General features: G+C 35.4%; 24 protein-coding genes, 2 riboswitches and 2 other annotated features. Of the genes, 4 read left to right on the plus strand and 20 right to left on the minus strand.

Annotated features, from left to right (window positions below; translation table 11 throughout):
• Nucleotides 1-15 precede the first annotated feature (15 nt).
• The 6 genes from NYE52_RS12135 to NYE52_RS12160 all read right to left on the minus strand — a co-directional run bounded on the left by NYE52_RS12135 (nt 16) and on the right by NYE52_RS12160 (nt 5,740).
• A complete protein-coding gene (locus NYE52_RS12135) occupies nt 16-627 on the minus strand; it encodes a phosphoribosylanthranilate isomerase (RefSeq protein ID WP_341193305.1) in 612 nt (203 codons plus the stop codon).
• Nucleotides 624-1,418 (minus strand): indole-3-glycerol phosphate synthase TrpC, encoded by a 795-nt coding sequence (gene trpC, locus NYE52_RS12140; RefSeq protein WP_341193306.1) that lies wholly within the window; start codon nt 1,416-1,418, stop codon nt 624-626. Before trpC ends, NYE52_RS12135 begins: the two co-directional genes overlap by 4 nt.
• A 1-nt stretch (nt 1,419) precedes the next feature.
• Nucleotides 1,420-2,445: an anthranilate phosphoribosyltransferase gene (gene trpD / locus NYE52_RS12145; RefSeq protein ID WP_341193307.1), complete on the minus strand. Its 1,026-nt coding sequence runs from the start codon at nt 2,443-2,445 to the stop codon at nt 1,420-1,422.
• A complete protein-coding gene (locus NYE52_RS12150; RefSeq protein ID WP_341193308.1) occupies nt 2,442-3,029 on the minus strand; it encodes an anthranilate synthase component II in 588 nt (195 codons plus the stop codon). Before NYE52_RS12150 ends, trpD begins: the two co-directional genes overlap by 4 nt.
• Nucleotides 3,010-4,407: an anthranilate synthase component I gene (trpE, locus tag NYE52_RS12155; protein WP_341195175.1), complete on the minus strand. Its 1,398-nt coding sequence runs from the start codon at nt 4,405-4,407 to the stop codon at nt 3,010-3,012. Before trpE ends, NYE52_RS12150 begins: the two co-directional genes overlap by 20 nt.
• Nucleotides 4,408-4,506: 99 nt before the next feature.
• Nucleotides 4,507-4,742, minus strand: a binding site (T-box leader).
• Between the two features lie 44 nt (nt 4,743-4,786).
• Nucleotides 4,787-5,037 (minus strand) — a binding site (T-box leader).
• A 61-nt stretch (nt 5,038-5,098) separates the two neighbouring features.
• On the minus strand, nt 5,099-5,740 hold the full coding sequence (locus NYE52_RS12160; RefSeq protein WP_341193309.1) for an MOSC domain-containing protein: 642 nt from the start codon (nt 5,738-5,740) through the stop codon (nt 5,099-5,101).
• A 169-nt stretch (nt 5,741-5,909) separates the two neighbouring features.
• On the opposite strand from NYE52_RS12160, the gene NYE52_RS12165 reads away from it, so the two are divergent.
• The gene (locus NYE52_RS12165; protein WP_445669110.1) at nt 5,910-7,187 is read left to right on the plus strand and encodes an MFS transporter; all 1,278 of its coding nucleotides are present in this window, start codon (nt 5,910-5,912) and stop codon (nt 7,185-7,187) included.
• Between the two features lie 185 nt (nt 7,188-7,372).
• Here the strand turns inward: NYE52_RS12165 and NYE52_RS12170 are convergent, their stop codons facing one another.
• The 3 genes from NYE52_RS12170 to NYE52_RS12180 all read right to left on the minus strand — a co-directional run bounded on the left by NYE52_RS12170 (nt 7,373) and on the right by NYE52_RS12180 (nt 10,971).
• Nucleotides 7,373-9,250 carry a PTS fructose transporter subunit IIABC gene (locus NYE52_RS12170; protein ID WP_341193310.1) on the minus strand — a complete coding sequence of 626 codons (1,878 nt, stop codon included), beginning with the start codon at nt 9,248-9,250 and terminating at the stop codon, nt 7,373-7,375.
• A gap of 63 nt (nt 9,251-9,313) precedes the next feature.
• A complete protein-coding gene (gene pfkB, locus NYE52_RS12175; protein WP_341193311.1) occupies nt 9,314-10,222 on the minus strand; it encodes a 1-phosphofructokinase in 909 nt (302 codons plus the stop codon).
• Nucleotides 10,219-10,971 carry a DeoR/GlpR family DNA-binding transcription regulator gene (locus NYE52_RS12180; protein ID WP_341193312.1) on the minus strand — a complete coding sequence of 251 codons (753 nt, stop codon included), beginning with the start codon at nt 10,969-10,971 and terminating at the stop codon, nt 10,219-10,221. Before NYE52_RS12180 ends, pfkB begins: the two co-directional genes overlap by 4 nt.
• Nucleotides 10,972-11,254: 283 nt before the next feature.
• Between NYE52_RS12180 and NYE52_RS12185 the strand changes: the two genes are divergently transcribed.
• The 3 genes from NYE52_RS12185 (at nt 11,255) to NYE52_RS12195 (ending at nt 15,560) form a co-directional block, all read left to right on the plus strand.
• Nucleotides 11,255-11,605 (plus strand): hypothetical protein, encoded by a 351-nt coding sequence (locus NYE52_RS12185; protein WP_341193313.1) that lies wholly within the window; start codon nt 11,255-11,257, stop codon nt 11,603-11,605.
• A 223-nt stretch (nt 11,606-11,828) separates the two neighbouring features.
• Nucleotides 11,829-12,011, plus strand: a riboswitch (cobalamin riboswitch).
• Between the two features lie 241 nt (nt 12,012-12,252).
• Nucleotides 12,253-14,490, plus strand: coding sequence for a ribonucleoside-diphosphate reductase subunit alpha (locus NYE52_RS12190; protein WP_341193314.1), 2,238 nt, complete (start codon nt 12,253-12,255; stop codon nt 14,488-14,490).
• A gap of 26 nt (nt 14,491-14,516) precedes the next feature.
• Nucleotides 14,517-15,560, plus strand: coding sequence for a ribonucleotide-diphosphate reductase subunit beta (locus NYE52_RS12195; RefSeq protein ID WP_341193315.1), 1,044 nt, complete (start codon nt 14,517-14,519; stop codon nt 15,558-15,560).
• Nucleotides 15,561-15,617: 57 nt separating this feature from the next.
• On the opposite strand, the gene NYE52_RS12200 is transcribed toward NYE52_RS12195, so the two are convergent.
• The 11 genes from NYE52_RS12200 to NYE52_RS12250 form a co-directional block, all read right to left on the minus strand.
• Nucleotides 15,618-16,211 (minus strand): GNAT family N-acetyltransferase, encoded by a 594-nt coding sequence (locus tag NYE52_RS12200; protein WP_341193316.1) that lies wholly within the window; start codon nt 16,209-16,211, stop codon nt 15,618-15,620.
• A gap of 37 nt (nt 16,212-16,248) precedes the next feature.
• On the minus strand, nt 16,249-16,977 hold the full coding sequence (locus tag NYE52_RS12205; RefSeq protein ID WP_341193317.1) for an exonuclease domain-containing protein: 729 nt from the start codon (nt 16,975-16,977) through the stop codon (nt 16,249-16,251).
• A 1-nt stretch (nt 16,978) separates the two neighbouring features.
• Nucleotides 16,979-17,962: a DUF294 nucleotidyltransferase-like domain-containing protein gene (locus NYE52_RS12210; protein ID WP_341193318.1), complete on the minus strand. Its 984-nt coding sequence runs from the start codon at nt 17,960-17,962 to the stop codon at nt 16,979-16,981.
• 191 nt (nt 17,963-18,153) lie between these two features.
• On the minus strand, nt 18,154-19,428 hold the full coding sequence (locus tag NYE52_RS12215) for an ammonium transporter (RefSeq protein WP_341193319.1): 1,275 nt from the start codon (nt 19,426-19,428) through the stop codon (nt 18,154-18,156).
• Nucleotides 19,429-19,760: 332 nt separating this feature from the next.
• Nucleotides 19,761-19,895 carry a YjcZ family sporulation protein gene (locus tag NYE52_RS12220; protein ID WP_341193320.1) on the minus strand — a complete coding sequence of 45 codons (135 nt, stop codon included), beginning with the start codon at nt 19,893-19,895 and terminating at the stop codon, nt 19,761-19,763.
• Between the two features lie 198 nt (nt 19,896-20,093).
• Nucleotides 20,094-20,753 (minus strand): thiamine phosphate synthase, encoded by a 660-nt coding sequence (gene thiE, locus NYE52_RS12225; RefSeq protein WP_341193321.1) that lies wholly within the window; start codon nt 20,751-20,753, stop codon nt 20,094-20,096.
• Nucleotides 20,754-20,777: 24 nt separating this feature from the next.
• On the minus strand, nt 20,778-21,578 hold the full coding sequence (thiD, locus tag NYE52_RS12230) for a bifunctional hydroxymethylpyrimidine kinase/phosphomethylpyrimidine kinase (protein ID WP_341193322.1): 801 nt from the start codon (nt 21,576-21,578) through the stop codon (nt 20,778-20,780).
• Entirely contained in the window at nt 21,575-22,402 is an 828-nt protein-coding gene (gene thiM, locus NYE52_RS12235) for a hydroxyethylthiazole kinase (RefSeq protein WP_341193323.1), read from the minus strand. The genes thiD and thiM overlap by 4 nt, the downstream gene beginning before the upstream one ends.
• 197 nt (nt 22,403-22,599) lie before the next feature.
• A riboswitch (TPP riboswitch) is annotated at nt 22,600-22,710 on the minus strand.
• A gap of 54 nt (nt 22,711-22,764) precedes the next feature.
• Nucleotides 22,765-23,541, minus strand: coding sequence for a TIGR03943 family putative permease subunit (locus tag NYE52_RS12240; RefSeq protein WP_341193324.1), 777 nt, complete (start codon nt 23,539-23,541; stop codon nt 22,765-22,767).
• A 27-nt stretch (nt 23,542-23,568) separates the two neighbouring features.
• Nucleotides 23,569-24,576, minus strand: a complete 1,008-nt coding sequence (locus tag NYE52_RS12245) for a permease (protein WP_341193325.1) — start codon at nt 24,574-24,576, stop codon at nt 23,569-23,571.
• Between the two features lie 124 nt (nt 24,577-24,700).
• The gene (locus tag NYE52_RS12250) at nt 24,701-25,630 is read right to left on the minus strand and encodes a CobW family GTP-binding protein (protein ID WP_341193326.1); all 930 of its coding nucleotides are present in this window, start codon (nt 25,628-25,630) and stop codon (nt 24,701-24,703) included.
• Nucleotides 25,631-25,652: the final 22 nt, after the last annotated feature.

The raw sequence follows: 25,652 nt of genomic DNA on the forward strand, positions 1-25,652 counted from the left end.
TAGCTCCCTCTTTTCTCAAATATGAACTGTTTTTCCGATTTGTAAAAATTTTTTTATCTTCACTAAGTCCTTTTTACCATCTGTTTCCACTCCACTGCTAACATCTACCATAAAAGGGTTCGTTGTCTGGATGGCTTCGACTAAGTTTGATTCATTTAATCCACCAGCGAGGATTATTTTCTTTTGACCAAAGTCATAATCCTTCATCATACTCCAATCAAATGCTGTTCCGTTTCCTCCATGATACTTTCCTCTGGGGCTATCTAGTAACGCATATTCACATGGAAAAGCCGTTACTTGTTGCAGATCTTCCTTTGATGAAATACTAAATGCCTTAATGATTGGCAAAGAAAAGCTTGAAGCAAATTCCGGCGTTTCATCTCCGTGAAGCTGAATCATATTTATCCCTGATATTTTCGCAATCTTCTCTATATTTTCTTTAGTCTCATTGACAAAGACTCCTACCTTCATGACATCTTTAGGTAGAGTATCAATAATTGACTTTGCCTTTTCTGGATTTATTTTTCGTTTACTATTCGCAAATACAAAGCCTAATGCATTTGCTCCATACTGAATGGCACATGCTGCTGCATCATTCGTTGTAATGCCACAAATTTTCACCTTCACTTTATCTCCGCCTTTAACGATACTTTCATTTCTTTGATTTTACTTTCAAGGTCTGTTGCCTTCATAAAGGTCTCTCCAACTAAAACGGCGTTCGCACCACAAGATGTAACCTTTAAAATATCCTCAAATGTTGCAATGCCACTTTCACTAACCATAAATCGGCCACTTTCTTTAATTTTTGCAGCTAATTTTTCTGTAGTGTCCAGCGTTACCTCAAATGTTTTTAAGTTTCTGTTATTCACTCCAATTAGTGAAGCATCTGTCTTTAAGGCTCTATCCAATTCCTCTTCATTATGAACCTCCAGCAATACTTCCAGCCCTAATTTCGTCGCATGCGCATATAATTCATGAAGCTTTTCATCCTCTAATGCCGCAGCAATTAATAAAATGAGGTCCGCGCCATAGGCTTTAGCAAAATCGATTTGAATCTTATCGACAATAAAATCCTTGCATAGAATTGGCAAATTGACTGCATTTCTTGCCTTAGCCAAATCCTCGTATGATCCTTTAAAAAAAGGTGTATCTGTTAACACCGAAATGGCATCTGCACCATATAATTCATACATTTTAGCTTGTTCCGTTGGATCCTTCTCCACATTTATATCTCCCTTTGATGGAGACGCCCGCTTAAACTCAGCAATGATAGATAATGCTTCAGCCTTCTTCATTTTATTTAATAACGATCTTTTTTCATTGCTTTGAACGATTGTCTTTAGCTCCTCTTTTCTTTTATATAACTTCTCAATCGTTTCGCTTTTTTTGGCAATAATTTTATCCAAGATGGTTTCCACTTTATATCCCTGCCCCTTCGAATTCTTTACTTGTCTCCACCAATTGATTTAATTTATGAAGTGCTGCTCCAGAATCAATACTTTCCTTCGCTACATTTACTCCTTCGACAATACTGTCAGCTCTTCCTGCCGTATAAATACCAATACCTGCATTCAAAAGAACTGTATCACGATATGCGCCCTGTTCCCCCTTTAAGACATTCAATAATATAGCCGCATTTTCTTTTGCATCCCCTCCACGAATTTGTTCATTTGAATAATAAGGAAGGTGTACATCATTTGGAGTAAGAATGGTTTCCTCAATCTTTCCATTTTGCAAAATCACCAGTTGATTTCCCCCTTGCAGGGAAGCTTCGTCCATTCCGCCTGCTCCGTTTAAAACAACCGCTCGCTTTCTGCCTAATTTTTGTAAGCACTCAGCAAATCTGACAAGTAAATCACTTCTGTATATTCCTAATACTTGTGTTTCAAGAGATATTGGGTTTGTTAATGGTCCAATTAAATTAAAAATTGTTGGAAGCTTTAATTCTCTACGCACCTTCATAATTCTGCCCATTTTCGGTTGTACATGCTGAGCAAATAAAAATGTAATTCCTACTTCTTCTAATTGGCGAATATTTTGTTCTGGGGTCACATTTAATTTAATTCCCAGCTCTTCTAGAACATCAGCACTTCCTGTTTTACTAGAAATACTGCGATTTCCGTGCTTCGCTACAGGAATTCCCGCTCCCGCTAAAACGAATGCGGAAGTACTGCTTATGTTAAAGCTTTGAGATCTGTCTCCACCAGTACCACAGTTATCAATACAGCCAATAATCGTATCGGAAAAAGGGAGAGTTTGCTTCCGTACAGCATTTACGATACCGACAATTTCCTCTACCGTTTCTCCCTTCATTTTTAAGCTTGTAATAAAAGCAGCAATCTCTGTATCCGTTGTTTCGTCTAAAAATAGCTTACTTGCCGCATTTTCCATTTCAGATTCGGTTAATGATTGATTCGCCATTAATTTTTCTACATATTCTTTCATCTTTGAACTTCCTTTCTTGTTTCAAGGATAAAATTTTCTAATAACTGTTTTCCGCAGTCAGTTCCTACTGATTCTGGATGAAATTGATAGCCGTATAGTGGATAACGCTTATGCTTTATCGCCATAATCTCTTCATCATCGGTTGAATAAGCCAAAACTTCAAATTCATCGTTTAATGTATCTTTCTTTATCACTAAGGAGTGGTAGCGCATCACTTCTATTGGATTTTCTATATTTCGGAAAACAGAATCACCGGTTACCTTTAATTTCGATGTTTTTCCGTGCATCACATTTCCTGCCTTTACTACCTCTGATCCGAATGCATATCCAATGCCCTGATGTCCAAGACAAATGCCTAGAATCGGAAACTCCTTATGAAGCGTTTGGATAAGTTCGATTAATATCCCCGCATTTTCCGGTCTACCTGGTCCTGGTGACAATACAATCCGCTCTGGATTTAAGTGACGAATAGCATCAATCGATATTTCATCGTTTCGAAAAACCGTAATTTCTTCCCCTAATTCTCCTAAATACTGAAATAAGTTATACGTAAAAGAGTCATAATTATCGATTAATAAAATCATGCTGTTCCTCCAAGAATAATTTTAGTTTATGAATCGTTTCCTCATATTCCTTTTCTGGGACAGAATCATGCACAATTCCTGCACCAGCCTGTATATATGCCTTGTTGTCTTTAATAACCATTGTGCGAATAGCTAGGGCAAAATCCATGTTTCCATTTTTCGAAAAATAACCGACGGCCCCTGAATATACTCCTCTTTTTGTACCTTCTAATTCATTGATAATCTGCATGGCACGTATCTTAGGTGCTCCTGATACTGTTCCAGCAGGCAAACAAGAAACGAGTGCATCTACACATTTAAATTCTTCCTTTAAATCGCCACTTACTTCTGAAACAAGATGCATAACATGCTTATACTTTTCTACCTTTATATACTTATCAACAGAAATACTGCCAAATTCACTAACCTTTCCAACATCATTTCTTGCCAAATCAACAAGCATTTTATGTTCCGCTAGTTCCTTTTCATCTAACAATAGCTCTTTCTCCAAATTTGAATCCTCTTCCAATGTCACTCCTCTTGGCCGAGTCCCAGCAATTGGATTAGTTATCACTTTTCCATCTACTGCTTTAATTAAGCTTTCAGGTGAACTTCCTAGCACTGCATAATCATCAAAATCGAAGAAGTACATATATGGTGACTGATTTTTAATTCGAAGCTTTCGATAATAAGAAAAAGCAGATCCCTCTATTTCAGCAGTCATCCTTTGGGATGGAACTATTTGGAAGATATCCCCTTCCAAAATATAAGCCTTCGCTTTATTAACCTTCTCTATAAATTCCTCTTTCGAAATGCTTGCTTGAAATGGAGTGAGCTTCACTTCAGGTAAATCCTCTTTATATGGAGCAGTGATCTCTAGCTTTCTAATCTGTAGTCGATATCTTAGCTCTTGTTCTGTTGTCGTTGCCTTTAATGGACTTGCAACCAAATAAACTTTTTGTTCTAAATGGTCAAAAATTACTAAATCTTCAAAAAACATAAGATGCACATCGGGTATTCCTATTTCATCCTTCGCTTCTGGACCGATATTTTCATATTGCCTTATATTATCATAGCCTACATAACCGAACGCCCCGGCGTTTACTGGTAAGAAAAGAGGAAGCGTCGCTTTATTTTCAGGTAATAATTCTTTTACCAAATCAAGTGCTCGTTCGTTTCTTACTTCTTTGTTATCCCCTTCCATAATTACTGATTCAAAACCATTTCCAATAAGTTCAAATGTTGGATCACATCCAATGATGGAATATCGCCCTGAATCTTCGTGTTTTAAAGAGCTTTCAAGCAGGAATTTCTTTTTTGCAGATAGCCGTTGATAAATACCTATAGGTGTCAGTGTATCTCCTTGAATTTCATCGATTAATAAAATATTGGTTTCCATCATAAAATCCTCCTAGTTAGAACGCACTAAATTAATTGCTACTTAATTTGAATAAAAATTCTATAAAAAAAGTCCCCTATCTGCATGATTCATTTGCAGATAGAGGACGATTGTTTAACCGCGGTACCACCTCAGGTTAGAGTGAAGATTCACTCTCTCTTATCGAGTACAATTTATACTCTATCCCGATAACGGAGGATGCCGTTAAACCCTACTATTATTTTCAGGTCTTCACTCAGAAGTCCATTCAGTATAAGGGATGTATCGGTTCACACCAGCCACCGACTCTCTTTGACATCGTAATTATACTTACTACTCTTCTTCATTGCTTTTGTTCTACTATTTATTTTTTTAAATACAAAAAGGGTCTCTCTCCTATAAAAAGGACGAGAAACCCGTGGTGCCACCTTCATTAGCTTAAAAAAATAAGCTCACTTTAAGAAATTCGTCGTTATACGATCAAATTTCTGTCTCTTGTAACGATGAGACGTTCGCTAAAGCCTACTACAACAGGTTGGTTCGGTTTAGAAGCTCAGAAGTCCATTCTCTTTATCGTCCACACTGGTTTACACCAACCACCAGCTCTCTGAGGTTTCCGATAAAGGTACTACTCTTCTTCATTGCCGTTCGATATGTTACTTATATGATATTGAACAATATAATAAAAGTCAACAATTTTCGTTCAAAAAAATCAATTGATTTTTTCAAGTGCTTTTTTATAGCGATTTTTCCAATCCTCCGCTAATTGCTCGATTGGTAATATCGTTAATATCGCATCTTTATTTTTGCGATCTAGAAGCATCACTTTCGTAGCATCCCATACAGTCACTTTATCTTGGGGACGTTCAATCAATTGCATCCTAGAAGTCGCACTTACTATTCCTTCTTCTACAACTTTTAAAAAATAGCCTGTATAACAGGTTTCCACTATTCTACTTAAAAATGTATCCACTTCATTATATTTTGAAATAGTCGAACATGGAACCCTTCCTTGTGTTACTTGTACAACTGCTCCTCCTAAAGAAAAGATATCACCAATATATGTATTTTTTTCTGTATACTCTGTTCCGCAAATATTTTCTCCAAAAGCAGGAGGATTAATCTTTATTTTAAATTCTTCTTCCCATTTTTTATAATGTTCAAAAGGATAATAGCACACCGCTCGTTCTTTCCCACCATGAAAAGCTTTATTTGCAACACCATCGCCAACAAAGCCATCAAATGCTAAAAATACTTCCTCCACTTTCTCTTTTCCTATTGCTGAATGAACGATTTTATCTTTCCATGTAAATGTTTTTTCCTTTCCAATGCTTAATGCAATGACTTCCCCCACTTTTAAACACCACCATCATTTTTTATTTCATCATATCATATTAATTAAAGAAAGAAAGGAATAAACAGAAGTCCAAAAACCATTAATTGGATGATGGAAATTGCGTTATTTTTTATCTCGCCTGTACATATTAACTATAGTTAACTATTTGAAAGCAGGGAGAATGAAAATGGATCATGTAAATGATGATAAAAGAATAGGTAACCTTACAAACAAAATGCACAAGACAGCGAAGGAACAAAATGTAAAGGTTTCTAAAATGGCGATATTCTCACTTTCTTCCATCCCGTTAGTAATGACCCTTGGAAATAGCATGCTGATTCCAGTATTGCCATCGATCGAACAAAAGCTGAATATATCCTCTTTTAAAGTAAGCATGATTATTACTGTATATTCTATTTTAGCGATATTACTGATACCAGTAGCAGGATATTTATCCGATCATATCGGTCGTAAACGGGTGATTATCCCAAGTTTAATAATCGCTGGTATTGGCGGAGTAATCTCAGGAGTTGCTGCATGGTTGATGGATAATAGCTATTGGGTCATTCTTATTGGACGAGCACTGCAAGGTGTTGGAGCAGCCGGAGCATTCCCCATTGTATTACCATTGGTAGGCGACTTATTTAAAAGTGAAGAGGAAGTGAGTAGTACCTTAGGGATTATTGAAACAGCCAATACATTTGGAAAAGTACTCAGCCCCATCTTAGGAGCATTTTTAGCAGGATTTATATGGTTTGTCCCATTTATGTCTATTCCTGTTTTTTGTTTGATTTCCATCGTTTTAATAATGATCTTTGTCAAATCACCAAAAAGTAAAGACAAACCTTTGCCATTCAAAGAATTTATTAAGCATACGAAAGAAATATTGCACCAAGACAAAAAATGGCTGTACGCCATTTTCTTTATTGGAGCTATTGTTATGTTTGTTTTATTTGCGGAGCTGTTTTATTTATCAGATATATTGGAAAAGCATTATCACATTAAAAATGTAAAAAAGGGTTTTTATCTCGCCATTCCGCTCGGAGCCTTATGTCTCACTTCCTATATCACTGGGAAAAAGATAAAAAAAGACAAAAATTTGATGCGCTGGATTACTTTTATTGGCTTAGTAGCAATGATTATCGGAACTGTCGCCCTTAATTTTTCAGAAAAGATGTGGTTCATCATTATATTCCTTACGATTGCAGGTATTGGAATTGGAGGAAGCTTACCACCTCTAGATGCTTTAATAACAGAAGGAATTGAAAAAGAAGAAAGAGGAACAATTACAAGTATCTACAGTAGTATGCGCTTTATTGGCGTGGCAGCTGGACCACCCATTATGGCGATTTTAATGAAACATATGGAGCATTTTCAATTTTATTTGCTATGTGCAATTACTTTAATAGCTGCTGTTGCTGCTTTCTTTCGTTTAAAGCACATTGATGACACTAATCAAAGTTAGAATGTTTATGTAATGCCCTAGCACCATTGTACTTCATGGTATTACGATAGCAACAAACTTATGAAGACAGCCTAAAGAAAGAGACTTTAAACATCTCTGCACTCAGTAATGTTTAAAGTCTCCTATAATTTAATGACTCCACCTATTTATCATCTATAGAAAAGGTCCTCGTGGTTCATATCCCTTTATTTTTGTTGAACAGGCTTCTTTAATAACCCTAGCAATAACGCAGCTACAATAGCTCCGATTACAATAGCTAATAGGTATAACAATGGATTTCCATCAACTAAACCAACCACAAAGATACCGCCATGTGGAGCTCTTAATCCAATATTAAATAGCATGGAAAGTCCGCCTGTTACTGCTGCTCCAATTGCGACAGATGGAATAACGCGCAATGGATCTGCTGCTGCAAATGGAATTGCACCTTCTGTAATAAACGATAAACCCATAATAAAGTTTGTTAAGCCTGCATCTTTTTCTTGTTTCGTAAATTTCTTTTTAAATAAAACAGTTGCTAACGCAATTGCCAGCGGAGGTACCATTCCTCCAGCCATAATTGCAGCCATTGGTTCAAAAACACCATTTGCAATAAGACCTGTACCAAAAACATATGCTGATTTATTAATTGGCCCACCCATATCAAAAGCCATCATTGCACCTAATATAATACCTAGAAGAACCGCATTTCCTGTACCAAGATTAGATAACCAGCTAGTCATTCCTGTATTGATTGCTGCAACTGGCTCCATGATAATGTAATTCATGATAAGACCGGTAAAGAAAACTCCTAATAATGGATAGAGTAAAATCGTTTTTATTCCTTCTAAAGAGCTTGGAAGCACTTCTAACAATTTTTTTAGACCAATTACTAAATAACCTGCTAAGAAACCTCCGATTAAGCCACCAAGGAAACCTGCTCCGCCTTGAGCTGCCATAAAACCAGCAACCATACCTGGTGCAAATCCTGGACGGTCAGCAATACTCATTGCAATAAATCCAGCAAGAACTGGTACTAATAGCGCAAATGCATTATCGCCACCGATATACTTAATAACTGCTGCAAACGCATTATAGCTCGGATCATTCGGATCAGCTGAGTTATATCCGAACATAAAGGATATTGCTATTAAAATCCCGCCACCAACAACGAATGGCAACATATTGGAAACACCACTCATTAGATGTTTATAGATTTGGCCTCCAATCCCTTTTTTGCCTTCCTCTTTACCTTCGCTAGAACTACCTGATCCACCTTGATAAACAGGAGCTTGCTGCTTCAGAGCTCGATTAATTAATTCTTCTGGCTTACGGATACCATCTGCAACAGGTGTTTCTAGCACATGTTTTCCATTAAAACGTTCCATTTGTACTTTCGTATCGGCAGCAACAATAACTGCTGTCGCGTTTTCAATTTCTTCTGCTGTCAATACGTTTTTCGCTCCACCAGAACCATTCGTTTCAACCTTAATGTCTACACCCATTTCAGCAGCTTTTGCTTTCAATGAATCCGCTGCCATATAAGTATGAGCTATACCGGTAGGACAGGCAGTCACTGCAACGATAAAATTCTTTTTGTCTGCGATATTTTCCTCTTGTGCTTCTTCTTCGACATCATAGCTATCGATGATTGTCATAATATCTTGATTAGAAGTAGCATTTAATAGCTTAGAACGCACTTCTTCTTTAAGGAGCAATGTAGATAATCTCGATAATGCTTCTAGATGTGTATTATTTGCTCCATCTGGCGCTGCAATCATAAAGAATAGATGTGCGGGTTGTCCATCAAGTGATTCATAATCCACACCACTATTAGATCGCCCAAACGCAATTGCCGGCGATTTTACCGCACTTGTTTTTGCATGGGGAATGGCAATTCCTTCCCCAATCCCTGTTGTACTTTGCTCTTCTCTTTTTAAAATTGCCTGTTTATATGTTTCTTTATCTGATAACTTTCCTGCTGAATAAAGAATGTCAACAAGTTGATTGATTGCATCAAGCTTCCCATTTCCTTCAATATTTAAAAGGATAGTCTCTTGCGTTAATAATTCGGTAATCTTCATCCTATAACGCTCCCTTTTTTAAGTTTTCTACCTTACTATATTTTCTAGTAAAATCGTTTCTATTTATGATTGTAGTTGGACTTGCGGAAGTAGGCTCACTACCTTCTCCTTTGTGCATAATCCAATTGAAAATGCTGTAGCACTTCCTGCTGCAATGCTATAGCGGAAGGATTCTTTCATATCCTGCGTCTCTTCATATTTAGCAAGAAAGCCTGCTACCATACTATCTCCTGCGCCAACTGAGCTTTTCACTTCCCCTTTTGGCACTGTACTAATTAGTTCTTCATGTTGGCTAATTAATATTGCGCCTTCACCAGCTAAGGAAACAATGACATTCTGTGCGCCCATCTCTAATAATTTTTTCCCATAAGGAATCGCTTCCTGTGCATTTGTAATAGTTGTCCCAAACAAATCACCTAACTCATGATGATTAGGCTTTATTAAGAATGGTTGATACGGCAAGACTGCTTTTAGTAACTCACCTTCTGCATCGACAACAAATGAAACATTGTTTTCATGACAGATTTTCACAAGCTCCTCATATGTCGTTTTTGGCAAGGTTGATGGAACACTACCTGCTAACACGAGTAAATCATCCGAAGTTAAGGAAGCAATCTTCTCCTTTAATTCTTGGAGTTTTTCAGCAGAGATAGTTGGTCCACTTGCATTTAGCTCTGTTTCCTTATCAGCTTTTAACTTCACATTGATACGAGTATCTTCTTCCACTTTCACAAAATCAGTTTCAATCTTTTCAGCGAGTAATTGCGTTTCGATGAAACTTCCCGTAAAACCACCAACAAAACCTAATGCTTTACTTTGCACGCCCATTCTTTTTAATACTTTGGAAACATTTATTCCTTTTCCACCTGCAAATTTACTTGTTTTTTCTAATCGATTAAGCTCTCCTAAATACACTTCTGGAACTTCGATAATATAATCGACAGAAGGATTTAAGGTTAGGGTATAAATCATTCTTTCACAACCTTTATACTAGTTTTCCTTGAATATAAATCGTTTACTTCTTCATCAAGGGAGTTTGTAATAATAGAAGCATCATGCAAATCAGCTATTTTAGAAAAATAGACTTCCGAAAACTTACTGTCATCTGCGAGAAAGAATGCTTCTCTTGATAATGCTAGTGCCTTGCTTTTCACCATGGCTTCCTCTTGGTCAGGTGTAGTATACCCATATTCAGGATGAATACCATTCACACCCATGAAGCATTTGTCAAAACGGTAGTTATCAAGACTAAGGATGGCACCACGTCCTACTAATGCATTTGTCTTTTCTTTTACATATCCCCCTGTTAGGAAAGTTTGAATGCGAGCTTCTAGCAAGCTAGCCAAATGCATAAGACCATTTGTCACAACTACAATATCGCGATTTTTTAAAAATGGTAGCATTTCTGTAATTGTCGAACCTGCATCCAAATATATGCTATCGCCATCCTCTACTAGATTTGCTGCAAAAGCTGCAATCATTTTCTTTTCTTGGAGGTTTTTGAACGCTTTTTCACTCATGCTCGGTTCCTTTATTTTACCTTGGAGCCTTGCAGCGCCACCATGAACTCTTTTTAAGAAACCTTCTTGCTCTAATTGAGTTAAATCACGTCTAATTGTTGATTCAGATGTATTTGTACTATCTATTAATTCTTGTATTTTCACAACACTATGCTGTTTAAGCAATTGTAAAATAAGTTCATGCCTTTCAGGTGTTAACAAAATTCTTACACTCCCTTGTCTTGGGTATGTCCTTCATCTAACAACATCATAATGTAAACGATTTCGATTTTCAAGCATTTTCTTTCAAAAACAATCAAATATTATCATTTATTTGACGTTTTGTGAACGTTTTTAGTATAATCTGAATTTTCATTCTCTAAATTTCTACATAATTACCTATATATAACTCGAAACTAGTAAATATATTTAACAATTATTGATTGTTTATGGTATCCTTTGTTCTGGTACTTAAAATATATTATGGATGAAAAGGAATGAATGTATGAAGAAAATCCCTTATTTCTATTTAGAATTTGTTAAAATTCTATTTTCAGCAGTACTCTTATTTGCAATATTTGGAACGGTTAATGATCTTATCATAAAGCTTATTACCGGCTATTCTTTCCCTAATGTTCAATTTTTAGAGAACAAACAGTCACTTACAGGATTGTTTATCTTACAATACATTGGATTTGCGCTTATTTATTTTGTTATTTACAAAAATTACCTTTCCGTTATCAGTTTTAATAAACAAAAGCAGCACAAAAAGCTACCGCCTTTATGGTCAAAATATTTAGTCCTTTTCGGTACAGCTTTTATCCTATTATTTTATATCGTGCTTCTCTTTTTCTAAATTATTTTAATAGAAAGTAATTGCGTAAAAATAGATTGTGTGATACTATCAAATCAATATATAGTTGATAATCACCAAATTCTTACTATATATAGTTATTATAACAACTCTCAATATCCAATGTCTCTTTTTCGCTTCTTAAGAAGCGACTTTTTTTTGAAAGACATTTACATTTGTCATAGCTAATGACAAATTCGTTACATAGAATAGTTACGAAAAAATTTAATATGCCACAAGTATTGGTGTCCTTTACGGACTTAATAGGGAATTCGGTGCGATGCCGAAGCTGTACCCGCAACTGTATGTGATACGAACTAAGAATACCACTGAGAAAACATTTCTCGGGAAGGTCTTAGTGTAGGATGATTCACTAGCCAGGAGACCTACCATTTGCTTGTGTTTCATTACTCCGGGACTTTGAGTAGATGAAACGATGGTGTAAATTTACTCTTTTACTTCCAAAAGAAGATTTTTATACTATCGTTTGATCCACTCAATACTGTTGAGTGGATTTTTTATTAGCTAATTCTATCAGTTATTGGATATTATGCGAAAAAGCGTTAAAATTTTAGGTTATCCTTACTGATAACTAAAGCGAAATAACTTGTAGAAAATAGCCTTTAATTATATTTATTCGGAGGTATACGATGAAAACATTAGACAAGGATACTCTTATCTTTTTTGATGAACTTGAAAAAGACTTTCAACACTTAGATTTCCAACCGCTTAAAAATCGAGCAAAACAATATGTAGAGAATAAACAAGAGATCAACGAAGAAGAATTTATTCATCAACTCATTCTGGAAGCCTTAAGCTATATGGATGAAAATTCCCCAGATTGGTCCTATGTAGCCGCTCGATTACTTTTAAATGACCTATATAGACAAGGAAAAAAAAATCGTCATTCTACCAATCAAAATGTATATGCGAATTTTTTCCATTTAATAGATACTTTAACAAAAAAAGGAATCTATCATCCTTCTATTCTTGATACATATACAAAAGAGGATATCTTTGAGCTTGAAACAGTTATTCAACAAAAAAACGATTATTTATTTACGTATATCGGACTACGAATGCTCTCTGATCGTTATCTAGCTCGTGATCACCAAAAACGAGTTTTCGAATTACCGCAAGAGCGCTTTATGATTATTAGTATGCACTTAATGAAAAATGAACCAAAAGCAAACCGATTAACACTTGTAAAAGAAGCATATTGGGCCCTAAGTAATCTATATATGACCGTAGCTACTCCTACTCTGTCTAACGCAGGGAAGAACTGGGGTCAATTATCAAGCTGCTTTATCGATACAATTGATGACTCTTTACAATCTATCTATGATAGCAATACAGATATCGCAAATCTATCAAAGAACGGTGGAGGGATTGGTGTTTATCTTGGAAAAATCAGAAGTCGAGGCAGTGCTATAAAAGGATTTAAAGGGGCATCATCTGGAGTTATCCCATGGATGAAGCAGCTAAATAATACCGCTGTCAGTGTAGATCAACTTGGACAACGTAAAGGAGCGATAAGTGTCTATCTTGACGTTTGGCATAAAGATATCTTTTCCTTCCTAGATAGTAAATTAAACAATGGAGATGAGCGATACCGTACACACGACCTATTTACAGGCATCTGTATCCCTGATTTATTCATGGAAAAAGTGGAGAAACGGGAAGAATGGTATTTATTTGATCCTCATGAAGTCAGAACAGTGATGGGATATAATTTAGAGGATTTCTTTGATGAGGAAATGGGAAAAGGTACTTTCCGTTCGAAATATGAGGAATGTGTAAACAATCCTGATTTATCAAAGGAAATAGTTCCAGCAATTAACATTATGAAAAGCATTTTAAGAAGTCAGTTAGAAACTGGCACTCCTTTTATGTTTTATCGAGACGAAGTAAATCGTAAAAATCCGAACAGTCATTTAGGTATGGTTTATTGTACAAATCTTTGCACAGAAATTGTTCAAAATCAAAGTCCTACAATATTATCAGAGCAAAAATATGAAGATGGCAGAATTATTATTGAAAAAATCCCAGGCGATTTTGTTGTCTGCAATCTTTCTTCTATTAATCTAGCAAAATCTGTTACTGAAAATGTATTAGAACGGTTAATCCCTATTCAAGTACGCATGCTTGATAATGTGATTGATTTAAATACCATTCCTGTTATCCAAGGACAAGTAACAAACCAAAAATATCGCGCCATTGGTCTTGGAACCTTTGGATGGCATCACTTACTTGCATTAAAACAGATCAAATGGGAATCAGAAGATGCGGTGTTATATGCAGATGCTTTATACGAAAAAATAAGCTTCTTAACGATTGCAGCAAGTGCTGAGTTAGCTAAGGAAAAAGGGGCATATCCTGTGTTTCAAGGTTCCGATTGGGAAACAGGTACTTATTTTGCAAAAAGGGGATATGATTCAGCAGAAAGCGCATGGGATTGGGACGCACTTAAAGAAACTGTCCACCATAACGGATTACGTAATGGCTATTTATTAGCAATAGCACCAAACGCTTCAACTGCTTTAATCGCTGGAAGCACACCTAGCATTGACCCAATATTCAAAAAACTATACTCAGAAGAGAAAAAAGATTATAAAATCCCTGTGACAGCACCAGATTTAAATAAGGATACGACTTGGTTTTATAAATCTGCTTACTTAATCGATCAACATTGGAGTATAAAGCAAACAGCTAAACGCCAAAAACATATTGATCAAGGAATCTCCTTTAATTTATATGTACAAAACACAGTTAAAGCAAAGGAGTTACTAGATTTACATGTAGCAGCATGGAGAAACGGCTTAAAAACAACCTATTATTTAAGATCAACTTCATCCGAAATAGAGGATTGTGATTCTTGCTCTAGCTAATATTGACTAAAAGGGAGGAATATAAAATGGAAGAAATCGTTAAAAAAAGACCCATTATGAATAAACAAGCACCAAATAAATCGACTGCTATTATTAATGGAGAATGCTCCAATATTTTAAACTGGGATGATGTTCGCTATCAATGGGCATTCCCAAAATACAAAAAAATGCTCGCTAATTTCTGGACTCCTTTTGAAATTAATATGAGTCAAGATATGAAGCAATTCCCTGAATTATCTGACGATGAACAGGATGCATTTTTAAAGATTATCGGTTTATTAGCGTTGTTAGACAGCATTCAAACAGACTATGCTGGCAAAGTAGCTGATTATCTAACAGATTCGAGTCTATCGGCATTAATGATTATTCTAGCACAGCAGGAAGTTATTCATAATCATTCTTATTCCTATGTCTTATCTAGTTTAGTACCAATGGAAAAACAAGAGGAAGTATTTGAATTTTGGAGAACGGAACCTATACTTGAAAAAAGAAACGAATTTGTTACAAATGGCTATGCCTATTTCGCCGAAAATCCAACTCCTTTAAATCTGTTAAAATCGATTGTGTATGACGTAGTTTTAGAAGGCTTATTTTTCTATTCTGGATTCGCTTTCTTCTACCACCTAGCAAGAAACCAAAAGATGGTAGCAACTAGCACGATGATTAACTATATTAATCGTGATGAACAAATACATGTTGATTTATTTGTAAAGATTTTTAAAGAGGTTCTAAACCAATACCCTGAATATAACAACAAAGAACTTGCTACTTTCGTAGAGGATACGATGAAGGAAGCTGCCCAGCTAGAAATAGAGTGGGCAAGATATATAATCGGCAATAAAATAGACGGAATTCTCCTGCAAGATGTAGAAGATTATATTAAGTTTTATGCAAATGTAAGAGCAAACCAGCTTGGATTTGAACGTCCGTTTGAAGGCTATCGAAAAAATCCATTGCGCTGGATAAAAGCTTATGAGGAAGTAGATTTAGGGAAGTCCGATTTCTTCGAACAAAAATCACGTCAATATGTAAAGGTTAATCATGTAGATAATGGATTTGATGAACTTTAATCATGAAAGGAGCAACCAATGCTGTTGCTCCTTTTCCATATATCCACAATCTATTTACTATTCCGTTAAACTATTGCTATGAAATAAACCTATTAAAGAATTTGGCTGTTTTTTTTCAAAATACTCTTCTTTTGTCATACAATAATAGACACTCGTAATTATTCGATTGTTAAAAAGTTTATAGCGATCTGTCTTCTGAAATCGATATTGAAAACCACATTTTTCATTAACCCGTTTCGACTTTGTATTAAAGTCAAAATGTCCACACCATATTAAATCCAAGTGTAATTGTTCAAATCCAAATACTATGAGATGATTTACTGCCTCTGGCACAATACCCCTTCCCCAATATTTTGGATTTAAAGCAAAGCCAACTTCTCTCTGCGCTAAATGAGAAAGCTTAACATCTGGTGTACGCTCATGAAAACCGATGCTGCCAATCACTTTGTTTTCCTCTTTCCAAACGATGGCATAGGAATTTTTATTCTGTAAAAAATAGCGGATTACTTCTTTGCTTTCTTGTTCCGTTTTATGAGGTGGCCAGCCTGCAAACGGACCAACCTCTTCCCTTTGCGCATATTCAAATAAATCTTTATAATCCTCTTCCTGCCATCCTCTTAATAGGAGTCTTTCCGTTTCAAATATGTCCATCAAAATTCACCACCAGTAATGTTGAAATTTTCTCATTCTATCGTAAAGCTAATCTCTCATATATATCCTGTAAGGTACGACAGCCCAGTTCTTGTGCACGTTCTAAATAATGACACCAAAGAATAGCCGTTAGTTTAGCATCGCCTAATGCATGATGGCGATCTATTACTGGAATATCGCTAAATTCACACCATTCCTCCAATGTTAATATCCTTTGCTTCGGTTCAACAATTTTAAATAAAAAGGCAGTATCTACGATTCGATGCTTAAATGGTGTTTTAAAACTCTTCCAACAAGCAGATTGCATAAAGCTTTTCTCATGGGACGAATGATGAGCAACGAGCGTATCCTCGTTAATAAAGGCAAAAAATTGAATAAGCGCATCAGATAAGGATGGTGCATCTTGTAAATCTTCGGTTTCAATTCCGGTTAGACGACTTATTTCCTCTGATATCTCAACACCAGCATTCACTAATGTATAAAATTGTTCCTCTAAAATTTGACACCCTTGTACCTTAACCGCACCAATTGAAATAATTTGATCTCCTTTATCTGGTAAGAAACCCGTTGTTTCAATATCAAAAACAACTGCTTTTAAATCATTCAATGGTAATCTGGAAGCAACTTCAACTTTTAGATCTTTTTGTAGCTGACGCATGAAAGCGATTTGTTGTGAATTACTTCCACTCGAGGTAGCGTGCAATACACTTGAATTAACTTTTCCATATAAATCTCTCATGTATTGAAGAAACGATTCTACTCCCATCTTAACACCCTTTTTCAATTATCCTTTGTACTTGATGATATAATTTGATGCCATTACGCATTAATGCTTTTATTTCTTGTCTTTGCTCTTTCGTTAACTGATTGATATACAAATAGTGAACATCTTCATATGTTTTGGCTTCTCTAAATAAATTAATCCGATAATCTAATATTCTATTAAAAGAATATTCATACGTATTTAACCATTCATCATATATTTTCATCTCTCGCAAAGCTTGCATTCTTTCTAATGTAGAAGTTTGTTGCAATCTTTCTTTGATAGAAAGGAGCCTTATCGAATTTACGTACGGTAAATACATGGTATGTTTTAAATGAATAGAACCTCTGTGACTCCCAGTTCTTTCAACAAAGAACTGACCAAATATTCCAACCCCTTTTTTAATACGCATCACATTATTCATAAACCGTATTAATAGCGTTGGATGCGAAACACAATACTCATGGATAAAGTTTCTCAATTCTTGAACATATTCTTTATCACCAAAAATTTTTCTGCTATCATAAAAGATTTGTAAAAATCTTATTGATTCCCAGTTTTCTTTTTCCAACCATTGATTCAATTGATGTTTCCACTCTTCTAGAGATTTACACCATACAGAATTACTACTCATCACATTTCCTTCACAATATGGATAACCGATCTTATTTAAGGCATCGCTCACACTTTTACCGAGATTCATAAAATATTGGTTACAAGCAAAATCTTTTACTTCATATATAATACCATGGTCTTGATCACTAAAAATACCTTGTTCTTTCCTACCAGCACTACCGGTGACAAACCACACAAACGAACACGGAGGATTTCCATCTGTTTTCTTAAATTCAGAGAGAATATATTGAAATAAGCGCTTAAATATTCCATCATGAAAATTATTCAATTCATCGTTAGTATAAGTAGTTGTTTGTAAGAAAAGATCCTTTTCCTTCTTCAACTCATTAAGTCCTACATTTTTAGAGCACATCCATGCACTTCCTTCGATAATCGATATTTATATTTATATTTATCATACCATTTATCCTTTTTATACACTCATTTCTTAACTATTGTCGCTATTAATCATTGAAAAAAAAGATAAAAGTCCCACTTTTCAGCGAGACTCCTATCCTGATTAATCAATTTACCTTTTTCTTTAAGAAGGCTAAAAACGTGCCATTATAAGCTTTTTGTTTCATCTTTTGGTAAGAAAGCTTCCGGGTAACCATATGAACCGTGTTCACTTATATCTAATCCCATGATTTCTTCTTCTTCTGTTACACGAAGACCGCTAACTTTCTTGATAGCAAATAGAATGACATAGCTTATTGCGAAAGCGAAAAGTCCACAAGTAATTACTCCAAGTGCTTGAACTCCTAATTGACCAAATCCACCACCGTAGAATAGACCCGCTTTACCTACACCCGTATACTCTGCTAGCTCTGCTGTTGCAAAGAAACCATTTGACAATGTTCCCCAAATCCCTGCAGTACCATGAACAGATAATGCAAAGATTGGATCATCGATTTTTCGACTTTCAAAGAAACGAACACTGTAAAATACAAGCACTCCAGCAATTAGACCAATAACAACTGCTGCCCATGGTTCAACGAACGCACAAGATGCTGTAATCGCAACAAGACCTGCTAATGCACCATTTAGCATAGTTGTAATATCAGATTTCCCTAATACAATCCAAGAAATCAGTAATGCTGCAACCGCACCAGCTGCTGCTGCTAAGTTCGTGTTTAAAGCAACATATCCGAAGAAACCATCTGCAACGGAAACAGTACTACCAGCGTTAAACCCAAACCAACCTACCCATAGAATCAATACACTAAGCGCCGTATAAACTTGGTTATGTCCGAAGATTGGATTTGATGAACCATCAGCATTATATTTACCAATACGTGGTTTTAAAAGCATTGTTGCAGCAAGCGCTGCCGCCGCACCAGTTAAGTGAACTACAGTTGAGCCTGCAAAATCTTGTTTACCATGTTCTGCTAACCAGCCACCACCCCAAATCCAATGTGCAATGATTGGATATACCAATATACCGAATAATACAGAGAAAATGAGATAAACAGAAAGTTTAGCACGCTCTGCAAATCCGCCAAGAGCAATCGTTAAGGAAATTCCAGCAAACGCTAGTTGAAAGACAAAGAATACCGTTGTTTGTAATCCACCGTCTTCCACTTGCCCTCCTCCATAGAAAAAGTCACTCATTCCCACGAAGAAATTCGCATTATCTCCAAAAATAAATCCATACCCTACAGCCCAGAAAACTAATGAGGCAATTCCAAATGTAAAGATTGTTTTACCAGCAATATGCCCCGCATTCTTCATTCTTGTGGAACCTGCTTCTAATAATATGAATCCACCAAGCATAAAAATAACTAAAATTGCAGCAACCATCGTCCACAAGCTGTTCATTAAAAATTCTAAATTTTCCATTAAGATTCCTTCCCCCTTTATGTATATATACTTACCATCAAGTGTCACATAATCTAACACTCTAATAACTTTATTTTACCTATATTAAATTTTCTGTCAATAAGATTTTGAAATTTAATTTTCTTAAAAGTTAAAATATTAAAACTAGTTTCATTTTATTCTTATATTTTTGTTTTTTCACTATAATTGTATGTATTTTTTGTTGATTTTAAGAAACCGCTATCATTATTTTCGAACAAAAAGAAAATAATTTTAAACGTAATTAGCAAGGAATTAGATTTCTACTAAAAATGTAAAAAAAGCTGACACGTAGTCAGCTTTTCACCCTTATATTAGCAAATAAAAGTTGCACCAACGATAATTAACAAGATAAATAATACAACGATTAATGCGAATCCGCCGCCGTAACCAACACCAGCACCAGCACCATATCCGCAACCATAACCATATCCACCATAACCGTACATATATACATCTCCCTTTCTCATTTTTGTAGTATATTAACCATCTCTATATCTGGTTAACGAGGAAGGAGCCTCTATATTTCTTTCTTAACTAGCTCCTCTTACAAAATTATTGTATGCAGGGATGTATTTTTGGGTTGGGTAAATGTCTATTTTCCGCAAAAAACCTAAATTCCCATGTAAAGACTGAAGAAAATGTTCCTATTCTTGCCCTGTAACCACCATTTTCAAGCGCTTTGATTGCTCATATGGATTATCCGCCATACTAATATCTGAGATAATTGCTACCCCATCTGCACCCGCTTTAATAACAGGAAATGCATTTTCAGTCGTTATTCCACCAATACCTACAATCGGAATAGTGAGATTCTGCTCTTTTACTTTTTCAATAAGGTTTGTTCCTTGCACTGCTTTTGCATCTTTTTTTGTACTTGTTGGATAAATAGGACCAATGCCAATATAGTCAGCTCCTGCCTTGATCGCTGCTTTTATTTCCTCTATAGAATGAGCGGATACACCTAATACTTTGTCGCCTATCCACTCACGAACGTTTAATGCATTCTCATCGTCTTGGCCAATATGGACTCCATCTGCATCCAACGCTATCGCTAGTTCAATATCATCATTCACTATAAATGGTACATTATATTGTCTGCATAACATTTGCATTCTTTTAGCAAGTTGGAATTTTGCTTCTCCTTCTAATGCTCCGTTTCCTTTTTCTCTAAATTGAAAAACTGAAATGCCGCCTTTTAATGCTTCTTCTAAAACATATTCAGGAGCTAACTTACTATTATTGCTGCCCATAATAAAATAAACCTTTAATAGTTCCTTCACTCGTTCTATCGTATAAGTAGTCATAAATCCTCCGAATCACTTTATTACCTATTTTTTACTTTCTTGATATGCCCAATGATTGGTTGGACCATGGCCGCTTCCGATATAAATATCCATTTTAATTGCTTGATGAATAAAATCCTTTCCTAATTGAAAGGCATCATTAATAGAATAACCATTAGCAAGAGCTGCTGTTATTGCAGCAGAAAAAGTACATCCCGTTCCATGCGTATTTTTGGTAGGAATTCTTTCAGCCACCAAACTTGAATAGTTGCTACCATCATATAGTAAATCAACAGACTCTTCTTCGTTACCATGTCCTCCTTTAATAATGATATAGGAAACACCCATTGCGTTTAACCTTTTTGCTGCTTCTTTTCTATCTTCCATATTTCGAATATTGATCCCAGTTAATACCTCTGCCTCTGGTATATTGGGTGTTATTACCGTCGCAAGAGGCAGTAGCTTTTTTTTCATGGATTCTGTTGCTTCTTGTTGAAGTAAATTTGCGCCACCTTTTGCAATCATTACCGGATCTACCACTAAGTTCTCCCACTTGTATTGCTCAATTTTATTAGCAACCAATTCAATAATTTCACTATTAAAAAGCATCCCTGTTTTTAATGCATCTGGCTTTAAATCAACTGCGATGCATTCTAATTGTTTCTCAATTGCCTCTAGTGACATTGGATATACTCCATCTACACCAAGTGTATTTTGTGCAGTTATTGCAGTGATAGCACTCATCCCATATACCTTTAATTCTTGGAAGGTTTTTATATCTGCTTGTATTCCTGCTCCGCCACCACTATCTGATCCTGCAATTGTTAAAGCTTTTGCTATGGTCATTGAAGTGCCTCCTCTTCTAGTAATACTTTCATCCCGCTCTTTATATCTTCTTCGTTCACTTTTGCTAATTGATTTAATAACTCGATTTGAAAACTACCAGGTCCTTCATTCCTCGTCTTTTCAAATGCAAGTTCTGCTGCAATCCCATATGTAACTAAACCAGCTGTAGACGCAAGTAAAATATCTTCCTCTACCGCTATAAACGCTCCAAGAATGGAGGAGAGTAAACAGCCTGTTCCAGTTACTTTCGTCAACATCTTATGCCCATTATGAATAAGAGACAGCATTCCATTATAAGATACAATATCTTGTTCACCCGTAATTACTACTGGAACCTTTAAAATCTTGGATGCTTCAACGGCAATTCCCCGATTATTATGTATACTAACAGAGTCTACACCTCTCACCTCTGCTTTTATCCCCGCAACATTAGCAACCTCTGCTGCATTACCTCGAAGTAATGTAATCTGTACTTCCTTCATAATACGGAGAACAGATGCTGTTCGATAACTCGTTGCACCTGCACCAACCGGATCTAGAATAACAGGAGTATTTGCCTTATTTGCAGCTTTACCAGCAATAATCATGCTCTCAACGTTTTCAGCAGTTAATGTTCCGATATTAAGAACAAGTGCATCTGCTACTGTTGCCATATCTGCAACCTCTTCCTTTGCATACGCCATTACTGGAGATGCCCCTAAAGCTAGTAACCCATTTGCTGTAAAATTCGTAACTACTACATTTGTTATATTATGAATAAGAGGAACTTGTTCCCGCACTTTAGCTAACACATATGGAATCTTCTTTTCAAATCTTTCATTCATCTCTCTGTCAGTTCCTTTCCTTTACGATATTAATCTTGTTCTTTGCTTTCAACATTTTTAATACCACGTAATTTAATTTGCTAAAAAAACCATAATTAACTGTAATAACCATTCGCCCAGAATTAGTAAAGAGAACTCCATGCGATGTTACAGTGAAATTATGGCAAAATAAAAACACTACGCCTAAGCAAAGTGTTCTTTAATTCTATACACCTCCCTACGCTGGCATTATCCAACAGGTTCATCCGGTCAATGGCAAAATAGCCATACTCTCAGCCTGTTTCAAACAAGCTCCCGTTTTATATTCAATTGATTTCATCTAAATTTTAGCGAAAAAAAGCGAATAATGCAAGAATTGTAGGCTAATAGTCTAAAGCGTATAAATAATCTTCTTCAGGTGCTGCTGACTTTTCAGCTTCTTCGACTTTAATAACAGGTATTGTTTGGCCCTCATATTCCTTTTTCTCCAATACTCCTTTTAACGAATACCACTGATCGCTTTGGAGCTTGCTTAAATTCCCTTCTATCATATATCCATAAATCCCTAAATCAGCTATGCAATGGGTCATTACGTATCTTGCAATAACTGCCTCCTTATCCGTAAACGATTCTTCTCGATGAATAAATCCGGTTATTGTTATTTCTTTTCCAATCATATTGTCCAAATTAGTGTTTATGTTGTCCATCATTGGAAGATAATTATCATCATTTATGGCAATTAGATTTTCTTCATCGGTAGCATTAGAAATAGCCTGATTAGCAGAGGAAGTTTGTCCATGTTCGTATTGAACATTCGGAAGAATACTTTTGTTAATCGACATATCTTGTAAGGTGAAAAATAAAAATAACGGACTAAAAAATAATAAATAAGACAGTGTTAACTTCATGAAAGAGGTGTTTTCATCACACACATCACAATCACAATCGGCTCCTTTTAAATTACTGTTTAGCAATCTGAAAAAACCAAGAAAAAATAACAAAATCATTGTTGCGTATAGAAATGGCACCATTTTTGGAGCAACAAGTCGTGTCACATCTCCTGTCACCAATAGTTTAAATATAAGGAGACTGAAGCCAATCAACACTATCCCTTGCAGTTCGTTTGCCAATTGCCATGTTGGACTCCATTTGATTTTCACGGCTTTGTCCTCCTTAAAATGGATAAATTAAAATAGAAAAATTCCTGATAATAAAGATAATACGTAAACAACAATCGTAACAATCAAGATAAACAATAAGACAAACTTTATTCGAAACGATGCCAGCATAACGAATGTATTTTTAAAATCGAGAATTGGTCCAAACACTAAAAATCCAATAATTGCTTCTGGAGTAAACATCTTGGAAAAGGAAGCTCCAACAAAGGCATCTGCTTCAGAACAAAGAGATAATACATAGGCTAGTCCCATCATAACAGCTGTCCCTTCAATCGATGACTTTCCGGCTTGCATGATATAGCTATCCTGCAAATACACTTGAGCAACACTTGCAAATACCGCTCCAATAATAAAGTATTTACCAATCGTAAAGAATTCATGGCAAGTATGATGCAGAATTCCTTTCCATTTTGAATCCCCTTTATTCTCATTGACAGGTACGGATATCATTAAATCTTCTCGGTGAGTTTTTAAAACCTTTTGTTTAGAAAAAAGCATATAAATGATGATGCTCACTATAATACTTGCCAATACACAAATAATAAAACGTCCATATGCAATGGATAAATTATTTTGAAAAGCGTAATACGTACTTCCAAAAACAATAAAGTTTAGAATAGGCGCACCCATTAATAAAACAACACCAATATGAACAGGAACTCCTTTTTGAATCAGCCTCCGAACAACTGGAATAATGGCACATTCACAAACAGGAGTAATTAATGCTGCGACTAATGCAACACCAATAGCTAGAAATGGGTTTCTCGGAATAATTCTTGCAATTGCTTCTTCCGAAATATAAATATTGATAATCGACGAGGCAATAGCTCCTAAAAGCAGAAAGGGGAGCGCCTCAAGGAAAATACCTAGAAATAAAATAAAAATCGTTTTTATCTGATCTGGTAATACAAAATTAATCTTATTTGCAACATATATATCCCCGAAAAAAAACAAATACATTAAAGCCATAAACAAGCAAAATATAAAGATATCCTTTAAACGTGTTGGGATGGACATAGCATACTCCTTTTCTTACATCGGTCTACAATTACTTATTTCATGTCTATGCTTGTCCTAATAAATCTATGCATAAAAAAAGGTGTATCTTCATGTAAGATTCCATAAGATACACCCCAAATAATTAAATGCTCACTTCTTTTGGTAATTCTTCTCCAATTAAAATAATTTCTCCTTTTCTATTTGGAAGATACTCAACTGCCTTTTGCCATTCCAATAATCCAGAAGCATATTGAAAATGATACCATGATTGATCTTCGCTATTTTTTATTGTTCCTTTAGCACGAAGCAGTTTATCTTGATTACTTTTTAAGAAAGATCTTAGTTCTCTTTTCGTCATTGCTGTTGTTTGCACCAATTTCATCGCTTTTATATGATGATGATGGTGGTGGTGGTGATCACTGACAATGGCTCCATTCTTTTCGGAATTGTTTAGTGATTGTTTTTTTAAATACTCCGTTACGCCATTCCCATATTTACTATATAACAATGGAGCATCAGCGTTTAATTTTCTAATTCTTTTTTCTACTTTTTCTATAGACTGCTTACTTGAGAGTTGATCTATTTTATTTAAAACAAGCACTGTTCCATTTTCAATTTGTTCTTTCTGTAATTGTCTCACTTCTTTACTACTAGAAAAAATGCTTGTATATTCGGTAAAATGCAAACTATCAATCAGGCAAATACTTTCAGCAACATGAAAAACTTCTCTATAAGCCTTTTCATTAAATGTCTCCATTATTTCAGAAGGATTTGCTACTCCTGTTCCTTCTAATAAAACGACTTCAATGTTTTCTTTATGCAATGTCTCTGCCAACTCATCAAGAGTAGTTCTTAAATCTTCTTTGATTGAGCAACATACACATCCGTTCAAAAGCTCATAAAGAGATTCATCTTTAAATAGATGCTTTTCTATATTCGTTTCTCCAAGTTCATTGAGGATAATCGCATATTTCTTATTTTCCCCCTTAAAATACTCCATACATTTTAAGAGAGTTGTTGTTTTGCCACTTCCAAGGAATCCATTTATTAAATAAACATTAATTTTTTTCATAAAAAAACCTCCTACATATAAA

Origin of the sequence: Niallia sp. FSL W8-0635, assembly GCF_038007965.1 — a bacterium.
Taxonomy (GTDB): Bacteria; Bacillota; Bacilli; order Bacillales; family Cytobacillaceae; genus Niallia.